Genomic DNA, 20,599 nt, shown 5'->3' with positions numbered 1-20,599 from the left:
GCGTGCCCCGTTGGGAGTCGGTGGGTGGAAGGGAGGGCGGGATGGCTCATCCGCGCCGGAGGCCGGTGAGGCCGACGAGCAGTCCGGCACCGCCGAGTGCGGCCACGAACACCAGCGCGGGCCGGCCGGCCTCGACCGCCTCGGCCGCGGTGGCGCCGGGTACCGCGGCCGAGGCGAGCAGCGCGGCGACGGCCGCGACGGCGATCGCCGCGGCGAGTTGGACGGCCGTCTGGTACAGGCCGCTGCCCGCGCCCCGGTCGGCGGGGCCCAGTTCCGAGGTCGCCCGCATGTTCAGCGCGGCGAAGGACAGCACGAAGGCGGCCCCGACCAGCAGCAGCGTCGGCAGCAGCCGGGTGGGGTAGTCCAGCGGCCAGGACGGGCCGAGTTGCAGCAGGTACCCGGCGAACGCGCAGGCGGCGCCGGCCGCGATCAGCCGGGGTGCGCCGAAGCGGGCGACCAGGCGCCCGGAGGCGAGCGCGGTGACCGCGGGTGGGGCGGCGGCCGGTACGAGGGCCAGCGCGGCCGTCAGCGGCGACCAGCCCGCGACGGTCTGCATCTGGTACGTCAGCACGAACAGCAGCCCCAGATAGGAGCCGTTGAGGCAGGCCGCGCCGAGCGCCGACCGGATCAGCGCCGCGTTGCCCAGCGGCTTCACGAGGGGTTCGGGAGTGGTGCGTTCGACGACCGTGAAGGCCACGAGCAGCAGCACCGCCGCGGCGAGCGGCCCGGCGGCCCGGGGGGCGGTCCAGCCGTGCGCGGCCACGGCGCCGATGCCGTACACCAGGGCGAGGAGCGCCGCCGTGAAGGTGACGGCGCCGGTGATGTCGTAGCGGCGTGGGGCGTTGTTCACTTCCCCCGTCTCCTCGCCCGGGATCAGCTTGAGGCCGAGGGCGAACAGGATCAGCACGACCGGGGCCGGGAACGCGAAGGACAGCCGCCAGCTGATCTCGGTGAGCCAGCCGGACAGCAGCAGGCCGGCGGTGAAGCCGCCGGCGCCGAACAGGGCGTAGACGGACACCGCCCGGTCGCGGGCCGGGCCCTGCGGGAAGGCGGTGGCGATGATGGCGAGGCCGGTGGGGGCGGTCAGCGCGGCGCAGAAACCCTTGACGACACGGGTGGCGACGAGCAGCGCCGGCTCCTGGGCGAGCGCGCTCAGGGCGGAGGCGGCGGCGAAGGCGAGCAGCGCCGCCAGATAGACCCGGCGGCGCCCCAGCAGGCTCACCACCCGGGCGCCGAACAGCAGCAGACCGCCGAAGCCGACGGCGAAGCCGGTCATCGCCCAGTGCACATCGGTCAGCGGCAGCCCGAGGTCCGTGCCGATCGCGGGCAGCGCCACGACCGCCACGGACACTTCGAGCGCGTCGATGAGCATGTTGCCGGCGAGCACGAGCAGGAGCCCCCACAGCCGCGGGCTCCACCGCCCGTCCCCGGTGCCGACCTCGGGTGCGGGGTACGTCCTGGTCATGGCGTCACCCCAGGAGGGTGCCGCCGCTGGCGTCGACGAAGGAGCCGGTGACCCAGCGGGCATCGTCGGAGACGAGGAAGGCGACGACGTCGGCGACGTCCTGCGGTTCGCCGACCCGGTTGAAGGTGGACAGCGCCGCCATCGCCTCGACGGCCTCGGGGATGTCGAACAGCGGGTTGCCGTTGCGGGTGATGCCGGGGGCGACGCTGTTGACGGTGATGCCGCGCGGGCCGAGCGCCTTGGCGTAGTGCAGGGCGAGCTGCTCGATGGCGCCCTTGCTCATGGCGTACGCGATCTCGTCGGGGTTGGCGAACCGGGTCAGCCCCGAGGAGATGTTCACGATCCGCCCGCCGTCGGGCATGTTCGCCAGGGCGCGCTGGACGATGAAGAACGGCGCCTTGGCGTTGACCGCGAAGATCCGGTCGAACTGCTCCGGCGTGGTGTCCTCGGGCTTCACCCCGCCCATCACACCTGCGTTGTTGACCAGGATGTTCAGCTCGGTGGAGCCGGTGCGCTCCTTCAGTCCCTCCTCCAGGGCGAGGAACAGCTCGTGCACATCGCCGGGCGTGCCGAGTTCGGCGCGTACGGCGAACGCCCGGCCGCCGTCCTTCTCGATCCCGGCGACGACCTCGGCGGCCGCGTCCTCGCTGGTGCCGTAGTGCACGGCGACCAGCGCGCCGTCGCGGGCGAGCCGCTCGGCGGTGGCCCGGCCCATGCCTCGGCTGGCGCCCGTGACGAGCGCCGTTTTGCCGGTCAGGTTGCCCATCTTCCTTCTCCTGACGTTGTGGTGTCGGTGGGGGTGTGCGGGGTGGGGTGCGAGGTGGGGTCCGAGGTGGGGTCCGAGGTGGGGTGCGGTGCCGGTGCGCGCGTCGGGCGTGAACCACCGGGCGAGCGCCGCTTCGAGGCCGTCCGGGGTGTCGCCGGCCCAGGCGATGTATCCGTCCGGGCGTACGAGGAGGGCGGCCGCGTCGGGCAGTGCGCCGCGGTCGGCGGGGCGCGCGGTCACGGTGTCGACGGCACCGGACCACGGCCGCGCCACCCCTGCGAACGCCTCCGCGGCACCGGTCAGAACGAGCAGCACGCCGCGCGCGGGGCGGAGCAGGTCGAGGGTGGTCGGTGGAGCGTCGGTTCCCAGGAGGGCGGCCTCGGGCAGCCGGGATCCGACGAGCCTGGGCCCGCTGTCCCCTCCGTACCGCACGTCCAGCCCGCTGATCATCCCCGCCAGATGCGCCCGCACCCGCTCGTACGACGTCAGCTCGCCGATCACCGAGCGCAGGGCCTCCACCTCCGGCCCGCCCAGCAGCAGCCGGGCCTGGGCGCGGATGTTGGACAGGACCCGGCGGCCGACGGCGTGCCGTTCCTCGTGGTAGGTGTCGAGAAGGCCCTCGGGGGCACGGCCGCGCACGGTCGCCGCCAGTTTCCAGCCGAGGTTGACGGCGTCCTGGAGGCCGAGGTTGAGTGCCTGGCCGCCGATCGGCATCTGCTGGTGGGCGGCGTCACCGGCGAGCAGCACGCGACCGGAGCGGTAGCGCTCGGCCTGCCGGGAGGCGTCGCCGAACGCGTTGACCCACAGCGGGGTGCCGTGCGAGATGTCCTCGCCGGTGACCTCCCGCCAGGCGGCGACGATGTCGGCGAAGTCCGCCTCGCCGGCGCGCGGCGGGGCGCCGAACCGGTGGACCATCACGCGGGTGACACCGTCCCCGCGCCGGGCGGCGATGGCGAGCCCCTTCGGCAGCCGTTCGAACCGCCGGCCCGGGATCTCGATGCCGTCGACGTCGGCGCGGATCAGCTCCCGCTCGGCGTCGTTGCCGGGGAAGCCGACGCCCGCGAGCCGCCGTACCGCCGACTGCTCGCCGTCGCAGCCGACGACGTACCGCGCGGTGAACGTCACCCGCCGCCCGGCATGCCGGGCCGTCACCGTCACCTGCCTTGCGTCCTGGGCCAGTCCGGTGACCTCGTGGCCGCGCAGGACGCGCGCGCCGAGGCGGGCCGCGCGGGCGCCGAGGAGTTCCTCGGTGCGCACCTGCGGCACCTTCCACTGCCCCGGGTAGGGGCTGGGCAGCGTGAGGTCCAGCGGCAGTCCGCCGAAGTGGCCGCGCGGTTCGTGCGGCGGCAGCGGGTCGCCGAAGCCGCCGGGCTCGTCGAGCAGCCCGCGCTGCCTCAGCAGCTCCATGGTCCGCGCGTGCAGCGTGGACGCCCGCGACTGAGTCGTCGGGGCGGCCAGGCGTTCCAGTACGGTCACGTCGGCGCCGCCGAGCCGCAGTTCCCCGGCGAGCATCAGCCCGACGGGTCCGGCGCCGACCACGACGACGTCCGTAACGGCGGCGTCGGCGCCGACCATGGTCAGCGCCTCGCTTCGGCGTACGCCTTGGCGTGGCCCAGGGTGGCGCGGCTGTTGGTGCTCAGCGCCGTTCGCACGTACTCCCGGGCCTCGGCGACGCCCGCCTCGGGGCCGAGGATCTTCTCGATGTTCTCCGGGCGCAGCACGACGGTGTGCTGCGAGGAGGCGGTGCAGCCGGTGCCGGTGTCGGTGAACGTCCAGTAGCCGGTGTGCAGGTTCATCAGGGCCGGCAGCGTGGTCTGCTTGTAGGCGATCTTCCGGCCCTCCAGGCACACCCGGTACGACTTGGTGGTGTGCGTGGAGCCGTCCTTGGCGCGGGTGTCCATCTCCAGGGTCTGCAGGCCCGGGGTGTCCTCGGTGAGCCGGACGGTCGCCACGTGCGGCAGCCGCTCGGACCACAGACCGGCCTCGTTGACGAAGTCGTAGACGTCCTTGGCGGACCCCTCGACCTCGACGGTGTCCTCGAAGGAGAACGTCAGCTCCGCGGAGGCGGCGGCGAGTTCGACGTTGGTCTTCAGGGCCGCGAGTTCCGAGCGGGAGTTGCGGTCCACGGCCTCGTCGATCCACTTCAGGCTCGCGGGGTCGTCGTCGACGGCCGTGTAGTCGTGCAGCAGCCGCACGCGCGAGGTCGTCCCGTCCTGCGGCTCGATGATCCAGGTGCCGCCCATGGAGGCGACCGGCGGGGTGGAGACCTGCTGGCGGAAAGTGATCCGCAGGGCGTCCGGGTCCAGGACGCGGCGCGAGGTCCAGTTCTTGGGCTCACCGTTGGCGGTCGCCCAGATCCGGATCAGCTCCTCGGTGCCGGAGCGCTCCAGGTGGTCGACGTAGATGGTCGGGGGGAAGATCCGCGGCCAGTTCGCCACGTCGGCGATCAGGCGGTAGACCTCGGCGGCCGGCGCCGCGATCGTGATCTCGTGCTCGACTTCCCGCAGCTCGGATGCGGACATGCGTGAACTCCTCGAAAGGTACGGGGGGGCGGGCGGATCGGGCGGATCGGGCGGATCAGAAGTTGCCGAGGCCGCCGCAGACATTGAGGGCCTGTGCCGTGATGGAGGCGGCGGTGTCGGAGGCGAGGTAGCCCACCAGCCCGGCGACCTCCTCGGGGGTGGAGTAGCGGCCGAGCGGGATCTTCGCCGTGAACTTCTCCATGATGGCGTCCTCGGTGGTGTCGTACGCCGCCGCGTAACCGGCGCGCACCCGCTGCGCCATGGGGGTCTCGACGTAACCGGGGCAGACCGCGTTGACGGTGATGCCGGTGGGGGCGAGCTCGTTGCCGAGGGCCTTGGTGAAGCCGACGACGCCGTGCTTGGAGGCGGAGTAGGGGGCGCCGAGGACGACGCCCTGCTTGCCGGCCGTGGAGGCGATGTTGATGATCCGGCCGCGGTTCTTGTGCCGCATGCCGCCGGTGGTGAGGACCGCGCGGGTGAGCCGGAAGACGCTGTTGAGGTTGGTCTCGACGACGTCGTACCAGAGCTCGTCGTCGATGTCCGCGGTGACGCCGCCGCCGGACCGGCCCGCGTTGTTGACCAGGACGTCGACGGTGCCGTAGCGGTCCACGGCGGCCTGGACGAAGTTCTCGATGGACAGCGCCGAGCGCACGTCGAGGGTGGCGCCGTCGGCGTCGAGACCCTCGGCGGTCAGCTCCTTGACGGTCCGGGCGACGTTGTCGGCGTCGCGGGAGCCGAGGAAGACGCGGTGACCCTGCTGGGCCAGCAGCCGCGCCACCGCGAGGCCGATTCCACTGGTGGCCCCGGAGACGAGGGCGACCCGCTCGTGCTTGTCGGACATGTCTGCTGCTCCCTTGTCGGCATGTGTGCATGTCTGGGGGTGCGCCGGTGCCCGGCTCGGGGACGGGCACCGGCGCACGGTGGGGGTGACTGGTTGAGGGGTACGGCCTCGGGGGCTGCGCCGCCGTGGTGGCTCAGGCGGCCTGCGCCGACTCCGCCAGCTGGACGTTGACGATCTCCAGCAGGGCGCGCGGCGTCCTGGCCTCGGTGACGACGCTGTCGTCGAGGGAGATGCCGTAGTCGCGCTCGATGCGGCCGCAGGTCTCCAGGATGGCCAGCGACTCGTAGCTGAGCTCCTCGAAGTCGGTGTCGAGGATGTCGCCGTCCAGGTCGACGTTCTCGTCGGCCCCGGCGGACTCCAGGAGGATGCGCTTGAGGTCGTCGAGGGTGAAGGACTGGGTGGACACGGGTGGTTCCTCTCGTGAAGGTCTTTCGGGGAACGTACGGACGCCCGCGGCCCGGCCCGGACGCGGGAGATACGAACGGACCGGACACGCGGGCGCGTTCTGGGGCGGCGCGGGGTCGCCTTGCGCGGCAGCGGCAGGACACGCCTCGTCACCGCGACGCACGCTCGGGCACACCGCGCTTCCGCCCTGCACGGCGACCGCAACGACCGTCACCGCAACGCGCCCTCGCGAAAACCGCCGGACGGCCTACGCCGCCGTCACCACCGTCGCCGCGTTGAAGCCGGCGTGGCCGCGGGCGAGGATCAGGGCGGTGCGCAGGTCGGTGGGGCGGGGCTCGCCGGTGATCAGGTCGAGGTCGTAGGTGGCGTCGGCGCGCACGTTGGTGGTGGGCGGGACGACGCCGTCGCGGATGGCGAGCAGGGCGGTCGCCACGTCGAGCGGGGCGGCGCCGGAGTAGAGGCGGCCGGTCATCGTCTTGGGGGCGGTGACCATGACCCCGTGCGGACCGAACACGTCGTTCAGCGCGTCCGCCTCGATCCGGTCCAGCTCGGGCACGGCCGCCGCGTCGGCAAAGACGACGTCGACGTCACCGGCGTCCACGCCCGCGTCGGCAAGGGCGAGTTCGATGGCCTTGCGCAGGCCGGGCGGGCGGCCGGTGCCGGGGGCGGGGTCGAAGGTGGCGCCGTAGCCGGCGATCTCGCCGTAGATCCGGGCACCGCGCCGGGCGGCGGCCTCGGCGGACTCCAGGATCAGGATGGCGCCGCCCTCGCCGGGCACGTGTCCGGCGGCGGCCGCGTCGAAGGGCAGGTAGGCCCGGTCGGGCTCCTCCCCGTCCGACAGCCGCCCGCCGGCCAGTTGGGCGACCCAGCCCCACGGGCAGATCGACGCGTCGATCGACCCGGAGACGATCAGCTGGGTGCCCTTGCGGATCTGCCGCCGGGCGTGCGCGAGCGCGTCCAGACCGCCGGCCTGGTCGGAGACCAGCACCCCGCTCGGGCCCTTCATGCCGTTGCGGATCGAGATCTGGCCGCTGTTGACGGCGTAGAACCACGCGAAGGACTGGTACGCCGAGACGTACTGGCTGCCCTGGCTCCACAGCTTCTGCAGCTCACCCTGCCCGAACTCGAAACCGCCGGAGGAACTGGCGGTGACCACGCCCATGTCGTACGCGGGCAGCTCGGCGGGCGTGACGCCCGCGTCGGCCAGCGCCCAGTCGGTGGCGACCAGGGCGAGGCGGGTCATGTGGTCGGTCTGCGCGAGCAGCCTGCTGGGCAGGTGGTCCCCGGCGGTGAAGCCGGGCACCTGACCGGCCAGCTTGGCCGGGTAGCCGGTGGGGTCGAAGCGGGTGATACGGCCGATGCCGCTCTTGCCCGAGCGGGTCGCCGCCCAGTAGTCGGTCGTACCGAGGCCGTTGGGGGCGGCGATGCCGAGCCCCGTGACGACGGTCCGCGTCGCGGCCGTGCTCATGCCGCGCTCCTCTCCGGTCGGGCCAGCACCATGGCGCTCTGGAAGCCACCGAAGCCACTGCCTACGGTCAGCACCGCGTCGGTGCGGTGCTCACGGGCCGTCAGGGGCACGTAGTCCAGGTCGCACTCCGGGTCGGGGGTGTGCAGGTTCGCCGTCGGCGGCACGACGTTGTGCTCCATGGCGAGGACGGAGGCGGCGATCTCGATCGAGCCGATCGCGCCCAGCGAGTGCCCGACCATCGACTTGATGGAGGACACCGGGGCCCGGTAGGCGTGCTCGCCCAGGCTCTTCTTGAACGCGGCCGTCTCGTGCCGGTCGTTCTGCTTGGTGCCCGAGCCGTGCGCGTTGACGTAGTCGATGTCCTCGGGGTTCAGCCGGGCCTCGTCCAGCGCGACCGTGATGGCCTCGGCCATCTCCACGCCGTCCGGGCGCAGGCCCGTCATGTGGAAGGCGTTGCAGCGCGAGGCGTAGCCGGCGATCTCGGCGTAGATGTGCGCGCCCCGCTTCAGCGCCCCCTGGAGCTCCTCCAGGACGAACACCGCGGAACCCTCCCCCAGCACAAAGCCGTTGCGGGTCCCGTCGAAGGGGCGCGAGGCGTGCTCGGGGTCGTCGTTGCGCGGGGTGGTGGCCTTGATGGCGTCGAAGCAGGCCAGGGTGATCGGGGAGATCGGGGCGTCCGTCGCACCCGCCACCACCGCGCAGGCCGAGCCCTCACGGATCAGCTCGGCGGCGTGGCCGACCGAGTCCAGGCCCGAGGTGCAGCCGGTGGACACCACCGTCGCGGGGCCCTCGGCGCCCACCGCCCACGCCACCTCGGCGGCGAAGGAGCTGGGCACCAGGTAGTTGTACAGATGCGGTACGGCGTAGGTGTGGTCCACCAGGTCCAGCCGGCCGCCGTCGCTGACGACGCGGTACTCCTGGTCGAGGCCCATGGTGGCGCCGACCGCGCTGCCGATGGTGACGCCGACCCGGTGCGGGTCCGCGCCGGTCAGGTCCAGGCCGCTGTCGGCGAGCGCCTCCCGGGCGGTGACCACGGCGAGCTGGGCCGCGCGGTCCATCCGGCGGATCTCCTGCGGGCTCAGCCCGTGCTCCTCCGGGTCGAAGTCGATCTCGGCGGCGACGCGGGAGCGGAAGGAGGACGGGTCGAAGAAGGTGATGCCCCGGGTGGCGGTACGGCCCTCGCTGAGCAGGTTCCAGAAGTTCTTGGTGCCGACACCACCGGGGGCCGTGACACCGACCCCGGTGATGACCACTCGCCTGGCGTTCACGCCCGGCCCTCCCAGTCGTAGAAACGCGTGGCGACCGCGTCGGCGGGGGACCGCCAGGTCGCCGGGTCGTAGGCCTCGATGAACGGCTTGAGGTCCTCGCTGATCTGCACGAAGCGGGGGTCGGTCTTGGCCGCCTCGATCAGCTCGCCGCCGTTGTCGGTGTCGAAGTCCTGGAGGTGGAAGTACAGGCCGCGGTAGGTGAAGAGCTGACGGCGCCGGGTGCCCATCAGATGCGGCATCTCGGTGGTGTCGAACTCCTGGAACAGCCGGGCCACCTCATGGCTGTGACCCGGGTCCATCCGGGCGACGATCAAGGTGCTGTGCATGGTCTCTCCATTCAGCGGTACGTCGGAGGGGGTGGCGGGGGCGGACGTGCTCAGCGCGCCGGGCCGAACCAGTGCTCCAGGGCCATCGGGAGGTCCGCGTGGCTGCCCGGGGCCGCCCAGGCCACGTAGCCGTCGGGGCGGACGAGGACGGCCGTGGTGCCGGCGAGGGGGCTGCCGGCGGGCAGGACGGGCTCGGCGGTGACGATGTCGATGCGGTCCTGCCAGTCCCAGGCGCGGTCGCGCAGCCGCTCGTTGTCCGTGAGGTCCAGCAGCACACCCCGGCCCGCGTGCAGCGCCTCGGTGCTGGAGGAGACCAGCCGGTGCCCGGTCAGCTTCACGTCGGGCAGGCGGCGGCCGAGCAGCGGGTGGGGACCGCCGTCGAGGTCGTAGTGGATCTCCAGGCCGGACACCATCGCCGCGAAGTGCCGGCTGACCTCGGGGTAGCGGATCAGCTCGGTCAGCACGTCGCGCAGCGGCTGCACCTCGGGCCCGGACAGGAACAGCAGCCCCTGCGCCTGGGTGTTCATCAGCAGCCGCTTGCCGACCGGGTGCCGCTCGGCGTGGTAGGTGTCGAGCAGCGCCTCCGGCGCCCGGCCCCGTGCCACCGCGCCGAGCTTCCAGCCGAGGTTGACCGAGTCCTGGATGCTGGTGTTCATGCCCTGACCGCCGGCCGGGAGGTGGATGTGCGCGGCGTCGCCCGCGAGGAAGACCCGCCCCCGCCGGTACTCGGTGACCTGCCGGGTCGCGTCGCCGAAGGACGACACCCACACCGGTTCGGCGTGCGAGATGTCGTCGCCGGTCAGCCGCTGCCAGGCCGCGGCCACCTCGTCCCACGTCGGCGGCTGCTCCCGGCGCTGCGGCGGGGTGCCCCGCTCGCACACGATCAGCCGGGTGATCCCACCGGGCAGCGGGCCGACCATGACCATGCCGCCGGGCAGGGTCTCGCCGATCATCCGGGGCTCCAGCTGGATGCCCTTGACGTCGGCGAGGAACATCTCCAGCGTGGCCGCCGTGCCGGGGAAGTCGAAGCCGGCGGCCTTGCGGATGGTGGACCGTCCGCCGTCGCAGCCGACCAGGTACTCGGCGCGCAGCCGGTGCACGCCCTCGGGGCCGCGCACCTCGACCTCGACGCTGTCCTCCTTCTCCTTGACGGACAGCACCTCGTGCCGGCGCCGGATGTCCGCGCCGAGCTGCGTGGCCCACTCCTCCAGGACGGTCTCGGTGACCGACTGCGGAATGGTCTTGGCGGCCTGGTGGGCGCCGTCGAGCACTCCGAAGTCGACCGGCAGGCCGCCGAAGTGGCCCACGTTGCTGACCTCGATGTCGCCGAACCGGGGCAGCAGTCCGCGCTGGTCGAAGATCTCCATGGTGCGGGCGGTGAAGCCGAGGCCGCGCGACTCCCCGGTGCGCGCGGCCAGCTTCTCCAGCACGATGACGTCGACGCCCGCGAGCCGCAGCTCACCGGCGAGCATCATCCCGGCCGGTCCGGCGCCCACGACGATGACAGTTGCGTCCATGACACTCCTCGGGACAACCCGCCCTCCGGGCGGGGAAGGAACGGGTCAGATCAGGAAAGCCCTAGGGCGTGTTTCGAAAGTCCCGTCTGGCCCGCGACGCCTGGCACGGCGCCTCGCTGCGTTGTCGGGATCGCCCGCGTACGCCCAGTACGCGGGCGACCCTCCGCCTTGCGATGCACCGCACCAGACGCCGCGGGCCCCGCCCTCCGGGCGGACGACGCTACTTTCGAAACACGCCCTAGGGCCGGTAGAAGCGGCCGATCCCGTCGTTGGCCACCTGTGCGGCGGCCGCGTGCCGCGGGTCGGGGGCGATCGCCTCGTGCCGCACGGCGACCTCGGCGAGCTTGATGGTGTGCTCGTCGCCGATCTCGGCGGCCCGCGCGAACACCTCCGCCACGCCCGGCGCCCGGGGCAGCGGGGCCGTGGGCCGCGGGGTGGCGTGGAACCAGTCGAGCATCGTGCGGCTGACGGCCCGCGCGACCCGGTACGACGGCAGCCGCTGCTCCTCGGGCAGATGCCCGACGACCAGCCGTACGGCGGCCGGCCCGGTGACCGCGTGGATCAGCGGGATCGGGTGCCGCTGGGCGACGGTGGCGTAGATCCCGGCGTACTCGGCGACCAGGTCGTCCAGCGCCCGGACGACCGGCTCCCGCCCGTCGTCCCCCTCCGGCAGGACCAGCCCCGGCTCCTCGCCGACGGTCACCCCGCCGGTGGAGTGCCGCGCAGCCCAGTAACCCAGCCCCTGGGCCAGCTCGGCCAGTGGGAGCTTGTTCTCCTCGCCCGCGGCGGCGACGGCCCGCACCGCGTGTGCGGTGCGGATCACCCCGTGCGTCAGCATCCCCGACATGCCGGGCAGCAGCCGGGGCCACCAGCGGGCCAGCACCTCGGTCCACGGCGCCCCGGTCAGCTCCCGCTCGAACAGGGCGGTCCAGTCGGCGACCCGGGAGAAGTTCCCGAGCGCGCCACGCCAGTCCGCCTCGTCGGCCGGGTCGATGTCCCAGCGGCGCTCGGGGACGTCGTGGTACTCCCGGTTGCGCAGGTTGTCGTCGACCCAGCCGGGCACCTCGTCGGCGTACCCCATGTGCGCCAGCGCCTCCGCGGCCATCGGCGCGTGGTTGACGAAGGACCCGCCGTGCTCGAAGCCCACGCCGCGCAGTCGCTGGAGTGCCTCGCTCACGGCGTCGCTGTAGGTGAGTGCTGCCACGTGGATCAGTCCTTGATGTCGCAGACGGCGGCTCCGGACGACAGGGCCTGACCCGCCGTGGCGGCCAGCCCCGTGACGGTGCCGGACTTGTGCGCGGTGAGCGGCTGCTCCATCTTCATCGCTTCGAGTACGACGACCAGTTCGCCCTGCTCGACCCGCTGCCCCTCCGCCACGGCGACCTTGACGACGGTCCCCTGCATCGGCGAGGTGAGCGTGTCGCCGGAGACCCCGGCGCCCGCGCCGCCGCCCGCGCTCCGGCGCCGTGGCCTGGGAGCGGCGGCCGCCCCGACGAGGCTCAGCTCCGGCACCCGCCCGAGCGACGCGGGCAGCGTCACCTCCAGCCGCTGACCGCCGACCTCGACGACGACGGTCTCACGGCCGGTGTCCTCCTCCTCGGCGCCGGAGGCGGGGGTGGTGAAGGGCTTGATCTCGTTGACGAACTCGGTCTCGATCCAGCGGGTGTGGACCGTGAACGGGTCGGTGGATCCGGTGAGTTCGGGCGCGAACGCCGGATCCTTGACCACCGCCCGGTGGAACGGGACGGCCGTCGCCATGCCCTCGACCTTGAACTCCTCCAGCGCCCGCGCGGCACGCTGCAGCGCCTCCTTGCGGGTGCGGCCGCTGACGATCAGCTTGGCGAGCAGCGAGTCCCAGGCCGGGCCGATCACGCTGCCCGACTCCACCCCCGCGTCCAGCCGGACGCCGGGCCCGGACGGCGGCGCGAACAGCGTCACCGTCCCCGGCGCGGGCAGGAAACCCCGCCCCGGATCCTCGCCGTTGATCCGGAACTCGAAGGAATGGCCGCGCAGCGGCGGGTCGTCGTAGCCCAGCTCCTCGCCGTCGGCGATGCGGAACATCTCGCGGACGAGGTCGATCCCGGCGACCTCCTCGGTGACCGGGTGCTCCACCTGGAGGCGGGTGTTGACCTCCAGGAAGGAGATCGTGCCGTCGAGGCCGACCAGGAACTCGACGGTACCGGCGCCGACGTATCCGGCCTCCTTCAGGATGGCCTTCGACGCCCGGTACAGCTCGGCGACCTGGGCCTCCGACAGGAACGGCGCCGGGGCCTCCTCGACCAGCTTCTGGTGGCGGCGCTGGAGCGAGCAGTCACGGGTGGAGACGACGACGACGTTGCCGTGCTGGTCGGCCAGGCACTGGGTCTCGACGTGCCGGGGCTTGTCCAGGTACCGCTCGACGAAGCACTCGCCCCGGCCGAACGCGGCGACGGCCTCGCGGACCGCCGAGTCGTACAGCTCGGGTACCTCTTCGAGGGTCCGGGCGACCTTCAGGCCACGGCCACCGCCGCCGAACGCGGCCTTGATGGCGATCGGCAGCCCGTGCTCCTGAGCGAAGGCGACGACCTCCTCGGCGCCGCTCACCGGATCGGGCGTACCGGCGACGAGCGGGGCGCCCGCGCGCTGGGCGATGTGCCGGGCCGCCACCTTGTCACCCAGGTCGCGGATGGCCTGCGGCGGCGGCCCGATCCAGATCAGCCCGGCGTCGAGCACGGCCTGCGCGAACTCGGCGTTCTCCGACAGGAAGCCGTAACCCGGATGGATGGCGTCCGCGCCGGACTCACGGGCGGCCTTCAGGACCTTCTCGATGTCGAGATAGCTGGTGGCCGGGGTGTCACCGCCCAGGGCGAACGCCTGGTCCGCGGCGCGGACATGGAGGGCGTCGCGGTCCGGGTCGGCGTACACGGCCACGCTCGCGATCCCGGCGTCCCGGCAGGCGCGGGCCACCCGGACGGCGATCTCGCCACGGTTGGCGATGAGCACCCGGCGCATGTCAGGACACCCGGGCCGGTGCCGTCGGCTCACCGGCCTGGCTGAACCCGCCGGCTCCGGTCTCCAGCGGACCCAGCGATCCGTCGAAGAAGATCAGCGGGTCCTGGCCATGCTGGGGGACGCCCAGCTCCACCACCTCGCCGATGACGATGTCGTGGTCGCCGGCCGCGTGCACGTCGACGGTGGTGCAGGCGAGGTAGGCCAGGGCCTCGCTGAGCGCCGGCAGTCCGTCCGCGGTGAAGTGGTGCGGGACGCCCGCGAACGCGTCGGACCGCTTGCCTGCGAAGTGGCGGGCGAGCGGCTGCTGACGCCCGGACAGGAAATTGACGGCGAAGCCGCCGCTCTCCTGGAGCAGGTCGTGCAGCCGGGACTGCTTGTGCAGGCAGAACAGCACGAGCGGGGGTTCCAGCGAGACCGAGGTGAAGGAGTTGACGGTGGTGCCCTCGGCCCGGCCGCTCGGCCCGGTGGTGACCACCGTGACGCCGGTCGTGAACAAGCCGCACACGCGGCGCAGACTCAGCGGCTCGATGGGCTGTCGCTCAGGGGTGCGGGTCAGCGACCGCGCTGCTGCGGACATGCTCATCCCTTTCATGGGGGTGTCGTGGGTGTGCCGCGCGGATCAGAGGAGCTTGCGGACCTTGGAGCCGGCCTTGACGATGCCGAGCAGGAACTCCCGGCCGACGCTGTTCATCTCCGACGGGGCCTGCACCGACGCCCAGAACAGGAAGCGGGCCATCGTCTGCACGGACGGGTAGATGAAGCGCTGCTTCTCGTCCTTCCAGCCGAAGACCGGGTTCACGATGGGCGACTCGTCCAGGACCTTGAAGATGATGTCGGCGGCCTCGTCACCGGTGAGCGCGCCCGCCTCGTACTTCTCGCAGGTCTCCGCGGTGGTGTCCAGGATCCGCTTGAAGGAGTCGGACTGCGGCCACCACAGGCCCGGGTACGGGACCTGCTCCAGCTCGTCGAAGTGCTCCCGGCGGCCGTCGCGGGCGTAGGCCAGGCGGGCCCGGGTCAGTCGCATCGTGCCGGGGGTGATGAAGGAGCCCCACACCCGGAACACCGCGTTCCACAGGCGGAAGTGCGAGAAGGAGATGAAGGAGCTGTTGACCAGTTCGTCGTTGTACTGGAGCAGGCCCTGCTCCAGCCGCTCGACGTACTCGAAGCGCTCGGCGGAGAAGTCGCCGTCCTTCAGGGCCTCGATCAGCCGGGAGGTCAGCGCGTCGACCACCTCGAAGGTGTTGGACAGACCGCGGGAGAACAGCGCGTCGATGAAGCCGGCCGCGTGCGACATCAGGCACCAGCGGTCGCCGATGGTCTGCTTCGAGGAGTACTGCAGCCGGTCCGTGGATACCCACTCGCGCACCCGCTGGGCGCCGACGAACTGCCGCTTGACGGCGGGGTACTTGTCGAGGAAGAGCTGGAACTCCTGCTCCGGAGTGAGGTCCTTGGGCTTGGGGTAGGTGCGCTCGTCGATGGTCAGGCCGACGCTGCACAGCGGGTTGCGGGACTTGTCGTGGTTGTCGAACGGGATGATCCAGAACCAGCCGCGCTCGATCAGGTGGTGCAGGGTGCCGGTGTGCCAGTCGGCCGGCGGGCGCAGGTCCTTGGGGTGGCCGCTGACGTCGTCGAACCGCTTGATGCCGACGTAGTGCGTGAACATCGAGCGGCTGTGGTGCTTGAAGCGGGCCGGCTTCTCGCGCAGGTCGAACTTCTCGGCGAGCGGGGAGCGGAAACCGGAGGCGTCCACCAGGTACTTCGCCCGGTACTGCTCGGGCTGGGCGTTCGGTGCGGCGCTCTTTCCGGTGACGGTCACGCCGTCGTCGTCGAAGTCGACCTCGCTCGCGCGCCAGTTCTGCCGGGGCACACAGCCGTACTTGATCGCCACGTGGAACATGAACGAGTCGCTGTCCTGGCGGTGCATATGGCTGTTCTGGTGGAAGATCTTGGGCAGCGCCAGCTGGGTGGCCGCCCGCGGGTCGGGCTCCTGGCCCACCTCGTGCTTGATGAAGCCGAAGTGCGCCTTGGTGCCGAAGGTCGGGCCGATGTCGCGGGTGGACGCCTGGACGCTGGACAGGCTCTTCAGCTCGGGGATGTCGTGCCGCTCGGAGAGGATGTGGATCCACTCCACGAGCTGCGGGGTCATGGACTCGCCGACGGCGAAGCGCGGGTGGGCGGCCGCGTCGACCAGCAGGACCCGAGCGCCGTTCTTGGCCAGGATCGTGCCGGTCACGGAGCCGGCCAGGCCCGAGCCCAGGATGATGACGTCGAAGGTCATCTCCTCGGGTATGCGGGCCGATTCCGTCGCGCCTTCGGTCATCTTCGCGACCATGAGCTGTCTCCTTCTCCGGGGGCGGAATACCGCATGAAAAAAGGCCCTTCATTCGGAGAATGAAGAGCCGTGGAAAAAGGCGTGAGGCAACCGCTGAATCAAGCGTGACAGGTTTGGGCCAGAGGGTCAACCCCTGGCTGGAACAGCCGACTTGCTGTTTCCGGAAAGGCCACTTCCGGAAAGGCCACTTCCGGAATGCTCGCCGGATTGCTCGGCGGATTGCTCGCCGGAATGCGCACCGGATTTCGTCGTCGGTTCCAGGAGTTTCAGCAGCAGCGTCCGCAGTTCGTCCTCGCCGCCGGGGCCGAGCATGGCGGCCACGTCGTCCGCGAGTTCCTGTACGGCCGCGGTGACGACGGCGAGTTTCTCCCGGCCGTCGTCGGTCACCTCAAGTGCGTACCGGCGCCGGTCGTGCGGGTCCCGGCCGCGGCGTACGAGCCCCTGCTTGACGAGTTCGTCCACGAGCTGGGACACGGCCGGCCCGGTGATGGCGAGGAACTCCGCGAGCTGCTGCTGGGAACACGGGCCGGAGGCGACGAGCGCGGACAGGGGACCGTAGTGGCGGACGCGCAGTCCGGTGCCGGTGAGCTTGTCGTCGCCGTGCCGGCGCAGCCGGAAGTGGACCTGCGCCACCAGGTATTCGGTGCCCTGCACCAGCGGCTGCGCCGACTCGGGCAGCAGCCGGGTGAGCAGTTCGTCGAGCCGGGCGGTCTCCTGGGGGGTGAGGACGGCGGTCAAGCGTGCGTCCCGCTCGGCCACGGCCCGGCGCATGGCCCCGAGGGCGGCGCGGCCCCGGTCGGTCAGGGACAGCACGTACTGGCGCCGGTTGTCGGGGTTGCGGGTGCGCTGGACCTCGCCGCGGGCCTCCAGGCGGTCGATGACCTGCACCATGATCGTGCGGTTGATGCCCAGCCGCTCGGCGAGGTCGAGCTGGGACGCCCAGTCCTGGCCGGTGAGGGCGTCGAGGACGAGGAAGTCCCGGGAGTCGGTGTCGGTGCCGTCGGGGGTGGCGGAGAACTGGGCGTGGACCCGGCGCAGGAGGTAACTGACGTAGCCCGCGAGCGACTCCGGGAGCACTCCCGGGACCTCGGCGGTCTCCTCGGTCCGCGTCACGGGAACCGCCGGATCCCCGTCGTTCGCCGGTTCTTGGACCTCGTCGCGCACACGCCGCAAAACAGCACCTCCCGCCCGAGTATAAGTGCGGTGCACCCGCCGTCCCCTCGGGTGCACCGCGGCCTGGGAATTCAGTGGGCGCCGTCCTCCGGGACCAGTTCCAGCACCGACCGGACACCGGCCGCCTGGCTGCCGGCCTCGAAGACGCCGGTCAGCTTCAGGCCTGCCCGGGCGGCGAGGCGGGCGAGGTCGTCGACGCCGCGTTCCACCCCGGCGAAGTAGGCGAGCATCCTCAGGTCCATGGCCGTCTCGGGGTGCTCGCCGGTCTCCTCGATGACCAGGACCCGGCCGCCGTCCGCGACGGCGTCGGCGCAGCGGCCCAGGATGCGCAGGGCGTCGTCGTCGGACCAGTTGTGCAGGACGGAGGAGAGGATGTAGCCCCCGCCACCGGCGGGCAGCTCGTCGAAGAAGCTGCCGTCGACGACCTCGGCGCGGTCGGACAGGCCGAGCGCCCGGAAGCGGTCTGCCGCGCGGGCTGCGGTGGCCTTGAGGTCGACGACCGTGCCGCGCAGTGCCGGGTGGGCCGCGAGCAGCCCGCCGAGCAGGACGCCGCTGCCGCCGCCGAGGTCGTAGACGTGGCCCAGCGCGGACCAGTCGTACGCGGCGGCGATCGAGGGCACGTCCCGGGCCAGGTTGTCGGCCATGATCGCGTCGAAGGACTCGGCCAGCGCCCGGTCGGCGGCCAGGTCCTCCCAGTAGGGCAGGCCGTAGCGGACGGGGTAGGCGGGCTCGCCGGTGCGTACCACGTGGGCCAGTTCGGCGAGGCTGAGGTCACCGCGGCCGAGGGCTCCGCCGAGGTCGACGAGCCGGTGCTGGCCGCCGGGGTGGTCGCTGCGCAGCTGCTCCCCGAGGCCGGTCAGCCCGTACGTCCCGCCGCCCAGGGTGAGCACGCCGACGGTGACGAGATGCCGCAGGACCCGCTCCAGCGCCCCGGCGTGCAGTTCCTCGGCCCGCGCGATCTCCATGGCGGTGACGCGGCCGGCGGCGATGTGGTCGGCGACCCGGTAGGTGGCGGCGACGCGCACGGCCATGGGCGTCACGAGGTCGGCGAGCTCCCACAGTGCGAGGGAACGGTTCTCCGGACCACTGTTCGACATACGGGTCTCTGCTCCGTCGTTGGTCTGCTCGGTCTGTGCGTTCCGCGAGGGCTGGGGCATCTCGGCGCCTCTTTCCGGGCTTGGGTGCGTGTGGGGGGAGGGGGCCGGCGGCCCGCCACGGGGGGGCGGGGCCGCCGGGGCGGGTCACAGCGCGACGGGGGGCTGAGCCCCGTCCCGCTGCGGCTGGGGTGCCGACTTCGGCGCGGTGACCAGCGCCGTCAGCAGGGCCAGCAGGTAGAGGCCGCCACCGATCAGGAAGCCGTACGAGTAGCCGGCGGTCAGCGCGTCGGACGTGCCGGGGTCGGACTCGTTCTGCGTGACCACGGTGGCCGCCGCGGCCAGCGTGGCGAGACCGACCGCGCCACCGATCTGCTGCGCGGTGTTGATCAGGCCGGACGCGGCGCCGGTCTCCTGCGGCGCGACCCCGCGGACGCTGATGATGGTGACGGCCACGAAGACCATGCCGAGGCCGAGCCCGGAGACCAGCTGCGCGGGCAGCAGCGCGACCCAGGGGTTCTGACCCGGGGCCAGCAGGCTGAACCAGACCATGCCCAGGATGCCGACGGTCAGACCGGCCGAGATCACCGTGCGCTCGGACATCCGGGCCAGCAGCTGCGGGCCGATGGCGCCGGCCGCGAGCAGCATGCCCACCGCGTACGGCAGGTAGGCGACGCCGGTGACCATCGGATCGTAGCCCTTGACCACCTGCATGTAGAGGGTCAGGAAGTAGAAGGTGGCGAGCATGCCCGCACCGACCAGGAACATCACCAGGTTGGCGCCCAGGCGGCCCTTGTCGGCCAGCACGCCGCCGGGGATCATCGGCGCCCGCGCGGTGCGCTGGATGGTGACGAAGGCGATCAGCAGGACCAGCGCGACACCGAGGGCGATCAGCGTGCTGGTGTCGTCGAGGCCCTCCTCACCGGCGCGGGTGATGCCGTAGACCAGGGCGCCGAAGCCGAAGGTGGCGGTGAGGGCGCCCGGCACGTCGACCTTGCCGCGCTCACGGCCGCCCTCGATGAGGACACCGGTGCCGACCAGGACGGCGAGGGCGATCGGGATGTTGACGAACATCACCCAGCGCCAGTTCAGGTACTCGGTCAGCGCGCCGCCGAGCAGCAGGCCGACGACCGAGCCGAGGCCGCCCATCGCGCCGTACACACCGAGCGCCTTGTTGCGGGCCGGGCCCGCCGGGAAGGTGGTGGCCAGCAGGGACAGCGCGGTCGGCGCGGCGATGGCGGCGCCCAGACCCTGCAGCAGCCGGGCGGTGATCAGCAGTCCGCCGGTGGTGGCCAGACCGCCGAGCAGGGAGGCGGCGGTGAAGATGACCAGGCCGATCCGGAAGACCAGCCGGCGGCCGAACAGGTCACCGGCGCGGCCACCGGCCAGCAGCAGTCCGCCGAAGGCCAGGGCGTAGGCGGTGACGACCCAGCCGAGGCCGGCCTCGCTGAGGCCGAGGGCGCTCTGCATGCTCGGCAGGGCCACCGCCACGATCGTGTTGTCCAGGACGAGCATCAGCTGTGCTGCGGCGATGACCAGCAGCGCGAGGCCGAGCTTGCCGTCCTTCTGCGGCGGCGCCGCGGCCCTGGGGACGGCCTGGGTGCGGTCTTGCAGCGACATGAGCTCTCTCCGATGTCTCTGGATTGCGGGGGGGTGTGGGACGGACGTGAGGGCCCTGTGTCAGCGGGCGGTGGAGCCGGCCTTGGTGCCCCAGATGTCCAGCGCCTCGTAGGCTGCGCGCCACTCGGTCTCGTAGGCGTTCTTCAGCTGCTCGGGCATCTTGCCGAGGATTCCGGCGACCTTGGCGACGTCCATGTCGTCGAGCAGCCAGGGCAGGTAGTAGCGGGAGTCGTCGCCGACGCGGGTGCGCTGCTCGGCGCTGAAGGCGGCCCACTGCTCCGCGGTCATCGTGATGTCCATCAGCTGCAGCGCGTCGCGCTCCTCGTGGTCGAGGTGGCCGCTGAGCTTGGTGTAGAGCGTGTCGGTCAGGCCGCCGAGGCGCTCCAGGCCGGAGTCCCGGTCGGCGAGGGCCGCGTCGATGTCGGCGAGCAGCGGGTCGATGACCGCGTGCTCGGCCTCCATGTCGTCCAGCAGGGCCAGTTCGGCGGGCTTGCCGGCCAGCGCCTGCTGCATCACCGGCCACACGGTGACGTCCTCGGACGTGTGGTGGATGGTCAGGAACTTCTTGAACAGCTCCCAGCCGACCGCCGTGCTCAGCACATGACGGGGGTCCTCGTCGACCCGGGCCGTGATCCGCGCGATCCGCTCCAGCTCCCGCCGGAGGGCGTCGTGGATGGCGAACATCATCGTCATGTCGAGGTTCTTGAACTCCTGGCTCATCACTGTCTCCCTCAGTGCCTCACTGCTGCGTTGCCGTGCTGCGACAGTATCGTCAACTTGCTTATCCATCAACGCGTCCAACTAACAACCT

At 72.1% G+C, this 20,599-nt stretch carries 17 protein-coding genes; all 17 read right to left on the bottom strand.

Translation table 11 applies throughout. The annotated features are described in order from the left end of the window. Nucleotides 1-46 precede the first annotated feature (46 nt). Entirely contained in the window at nt 47-1,465 is a 1,419-nt protein-coding gene (locus tag HJD23_RS24870) for an MFS transporter (RefSeq protein ID WP_232107545.1), read from the bottom strand. A gap of 4 nt (nt 1,466-1,469) precedes the next feature. Further along, nucleotides 1,470-3,806, bottom strand: a complete 2,337-nt coding sequence (locus HJD23_RS24865; protein ID WP_171108201.1) for an SDR family oxidoreductase — start codon at nt 3,804-3,806, stop codon at nt 1,470-1,472. A gap of 2 nt (nt 3,807-3,808) precedes the next feature. Then, nucleotides 3,809-4,753, bottom strand: a complete 945-nt coding sequence (locus tag HJD23_RS24860; protein ID WP_171108199.1) for an aromatase/cyclase — start codon at nt 4,751-4,753, stop codon at nt 3,809-3,811. 55 nt (nt 4,754-4,808) lie between these two features. Continuing rightward, complete coding sequence (fabG, locus tag HJD23_RS24855; protein ID WP_171108197.1) at nt 4,809-5,594, bottom strand: 3-oxoacyl-ACP reductase FabG; 786 nt, start codon at nt 5,592-5,594, stop codon at nt 4,809-4,811. A gap of 133 nt (nt 5,595-5,727) precedes the next feature. Beyond that, nucleotides 5,728-6,000: an acyl carrier protein gene (locus HJD23_RS24850; protein ID WP_171108195.1), complete on the bottom strand. Its 273-nt coding sequence runs from the start codon at nt 5,998-6,000 to the stop codon at nt 5,728-5,730. A gap of 246 nt (nt 6,001-6,246) precedes the next feature. Continuing rightward, the gene (locus HJD23_RS24845; protein ID WP_171108193.1) at nt 6,247-7,467 is read right to left on the bottom strand and encodes a ketosynthase chain-length factor; all 1,221 of its coding nucleotides are present in this window, start codon (nt 7,465-7,467) and stop codon (nt 6,247-6,249) included. Further along, complete coding sequence (locus HJD23_RS24840; RefSeq protein WP_171108192.1) at nt 7,464-8,735, bottom strand: beta-ketoacyl-[acyl-carrier-protein] synthase family protein; 1,272 nt, start codon at nt 8,733-8,735, stop codon at nt 7,464-7,466. Before HJD23_RS24840 ends, HJD23_RS24845 begins: the two co-directional genes overlap by 4 nt. Further along, entirely contained in the window at nt 8,732-9,061 is a 330-nt protein-coding gene (locus HJD23_RS24835) for a TcmI family type II polyketide cyclase (RefSeq protein WP_171108190.1), read from the bottom strand. Before HJD23_RS24835 ends, HJD23_RS24840 begins: the two co-directional genes overlap by 4 nt. A 50-nt stretch (nt 9,062-9,111) precedes the next feature. Then, nucleotides 9,112-10,578 carry an FAD-dependent monooxygenase gene (locus HJD23_RS24830; protein ID WP_171108188.1) on the bottom strand — a complete coding sequence of 489 codons (1,467 nt, stop codon included), beginning with the start codon at nt 10,576-10,578 and terminating at the stop codon, nt 9,112-9,114. Nucleotides 10,579-10,816: 238 nt separating this feature from the next. Beyond that, nucleotides 10,817-11,782, bottom strand: coding sequence for a questin oxidase family protein (locus HJD23_RS24825; protein ID WP_171108187.1), 966 nt, complete (start codon nt 11,780-11,782; stop codon nt 10,817-10,819). 5 nt (nt 11,783-11,787) lie between these two features. Next, nucleotides 11,788-13,569, bottom strand: a complete 1,782-nt coding sequence (locus tag HJD23_RS24820) for a biotin carboxylase N-terminal domain-containing protein (protein ID WP_171134076.1) — start codon at nt 13,567-13,569, stop codon at nt 11,788-11,790. Nucleotide 13,570: 1 nt separating this feature from the next. Beyond that, the gene (locus tag HJD23_RS24815; protein WP_171116720.1) at nt 13,571-14,146 is read right to left on the bottom strand and encodes a flavin reductase family protein; all 576 of its coding nucleotides are present in this window, start codon (nt 14,144-14,146) and stop codon (nt 13,571-13,573) included. A gap of 42 nt (nt 14,147-14,188) precedes the next feature. Continuing rightward, entirely contained in the window at nt 14,189-15,901 is a 1,713-nt protein-coding gene (locus tag HJD23_RS24810) for a tryptophan 7-halogenase (protein WP_171116718.1), read from the bottom strand. A 126-nt stretch (nt 15,902-16,027) separates the two neighbouring features. Beyond that, nucleotides 16,028-17,065: a MarR family transcriptional regulator gene (locus tag HJD23_RS24805; protein WP_240980808.1), complete on the bottom strand. Its 1,038-nt coding sequence runs from the start codon at nt 17,063-17,065 to the stop codon at nt 16,028-16,030. Between the two features lie 80 nt (nt 17,066-17,145). After that, a complete protein-coding gene (locus tag HJD23_RS24800; RefSeq protein ID WP_240980807.1) occupies nt 17,146-18,231 on the bottom strand; it encodes a methyltransferase in 1,086 nt (361 codons plus the stop codon). Between the two features lie 84 nt (nt 18,232-18,315). Further along, nucleotides 18,316-19,788 (bottom strand): MFS transporter, encoded by a 1,473-nt coding sequence (locus HJD23_RS24795; protein ID WP_171116714.1) that lies wholly within the window; start codon nt 19,786-19,788, stop codon nt 18,316-18,318. 60 nt (nt 19,789-19,848) lie between these two features. Beyond that, nucleotides 19,849-20,508, bottom strand: a complete 660-nt coding sequence (locus tag HJD23_RS24790; protein ID WP_171116712.1) for a hemerythrin domain-containing protein — start codon at nt 20,506-20,508, stop codon at nt 19,849-19,851. Nucleotides 20,509-20,599: the final 91 nt, after the last annotated feature.

Origin of the sequence: Streptomyces sp. Z423-1 (assembly GCF_013009255.1) — a bacterium.
GTDB classification, from domain to species: Bacteria; Actinomycetota; Actinomycetes; order Streptomycetales; family Streptomycetaceae; genus Streptomyces; species Streptomyces gossypiisoli.
This window is presented reverse-complemented; position numbering and strand designations above follow the sequence as displayed.

What these genes read in the sequence shown, in the direction of transcription:
- HJD23_RS24870 (WP_232107545.1), bottom strand. Translation starts at nt 1,465, where the DNA reads ATGACCAGGACGTACCCCGCACCCGAGGTCGGCACCGGGGACGGGCGG.
- HJD23_RS24865 (WP_171108201.1), bottom strand. Translation starts at nt 3,806, where the DNA reads ATGGTCGGCGCCGACGCCGCCGTTACGGACGTCGTCGTGGTCGGCGCC.
- HJD23_RS24860 (WP_171108199.1), bottom strand. Translation starts at nt 4,753, where the DNA reads ATGTCCGCATCCGAGCTGCGGGAAGTCGAGCACGAGATCACGATCGCG.
- fabG (WP_171108197.1), bottom strand. Translation starts at nt 5,594, where the DNA reads ATGTCCGACAAGCACGAGCGGGTCGCCCTCGTCTCCGGGGCCACCAGT.
- HJD23_RS24845 (WP_171108193.1), bottom strand. Translation starts at nt 7,467, where the DNA reads ATGAGCACGGCCGCGACGCGGACCGTCGTCACGGGGCTCGGCATCGCC.
- HJD23_RS24835 (WP_171108190.1), bottom strand. Translation starts at nt 9,061, where the DNA reads ATGCACAGCACCTTGATCGTCGCCCGGATGGACCCGGGTCACAGCCAT.
- HJD23_RS24830 (WP_171108188.1), bottom strand. Translation starts at nt 10,578, where the DNA reads ATGGACGCAACTGTCATCGTCGTGGGCGCCGGACCGGCCGGGATGATG.
- HJD23_RS24820 (WP_171134076.1), bottom strand. Translation starts at nt 13,569, where the DNA reads ATGCGCCGGGTGCTCATCGCCAACCGTGGCGAGATCGCCGTCCGGGTG.
- HJD23_RS24815 (WP_171116720.1), bottom strand. Translation starts at nt 14,146, where the DNA reads ATGTCCGCAGCAGCGCGGTCGCTGACCCGCACCCCTGAGCGACAGCCC.
- HJD23_RS24810 (WP_171116718.1), bottom strand. Translation starts at nt 15,901, where the DNA reads ATGGTCGCGAAGATGACCGAAGGCGCGACGGAATCGGCCCGCATACCC.
- HJD23_RS24800 (WP_240980807.1), bottom strand. Translation starts at nt 18,231, where the DNA reads ATGCCCCAGCCCTCGCGGAACGCACAGACCGAGCAGACCAACGACGGA.
- HJD23_RS24795 (WP_171116714.1), bottom strand. Translation starts at nt 19,788, where the DNA reads ATGTCGCTGCAAGACCGCACCCAGGCCGTCCCCAGGGCCGCGGCGCCG.
- HJD23_RS24790 (WP_171116712.1), bottom strand. Translation starts at nt 20,508, where the DNA reads ATGAGCCAGGAGTTCAAGAACCTCGACATGACGATGATGTTCGCCATC.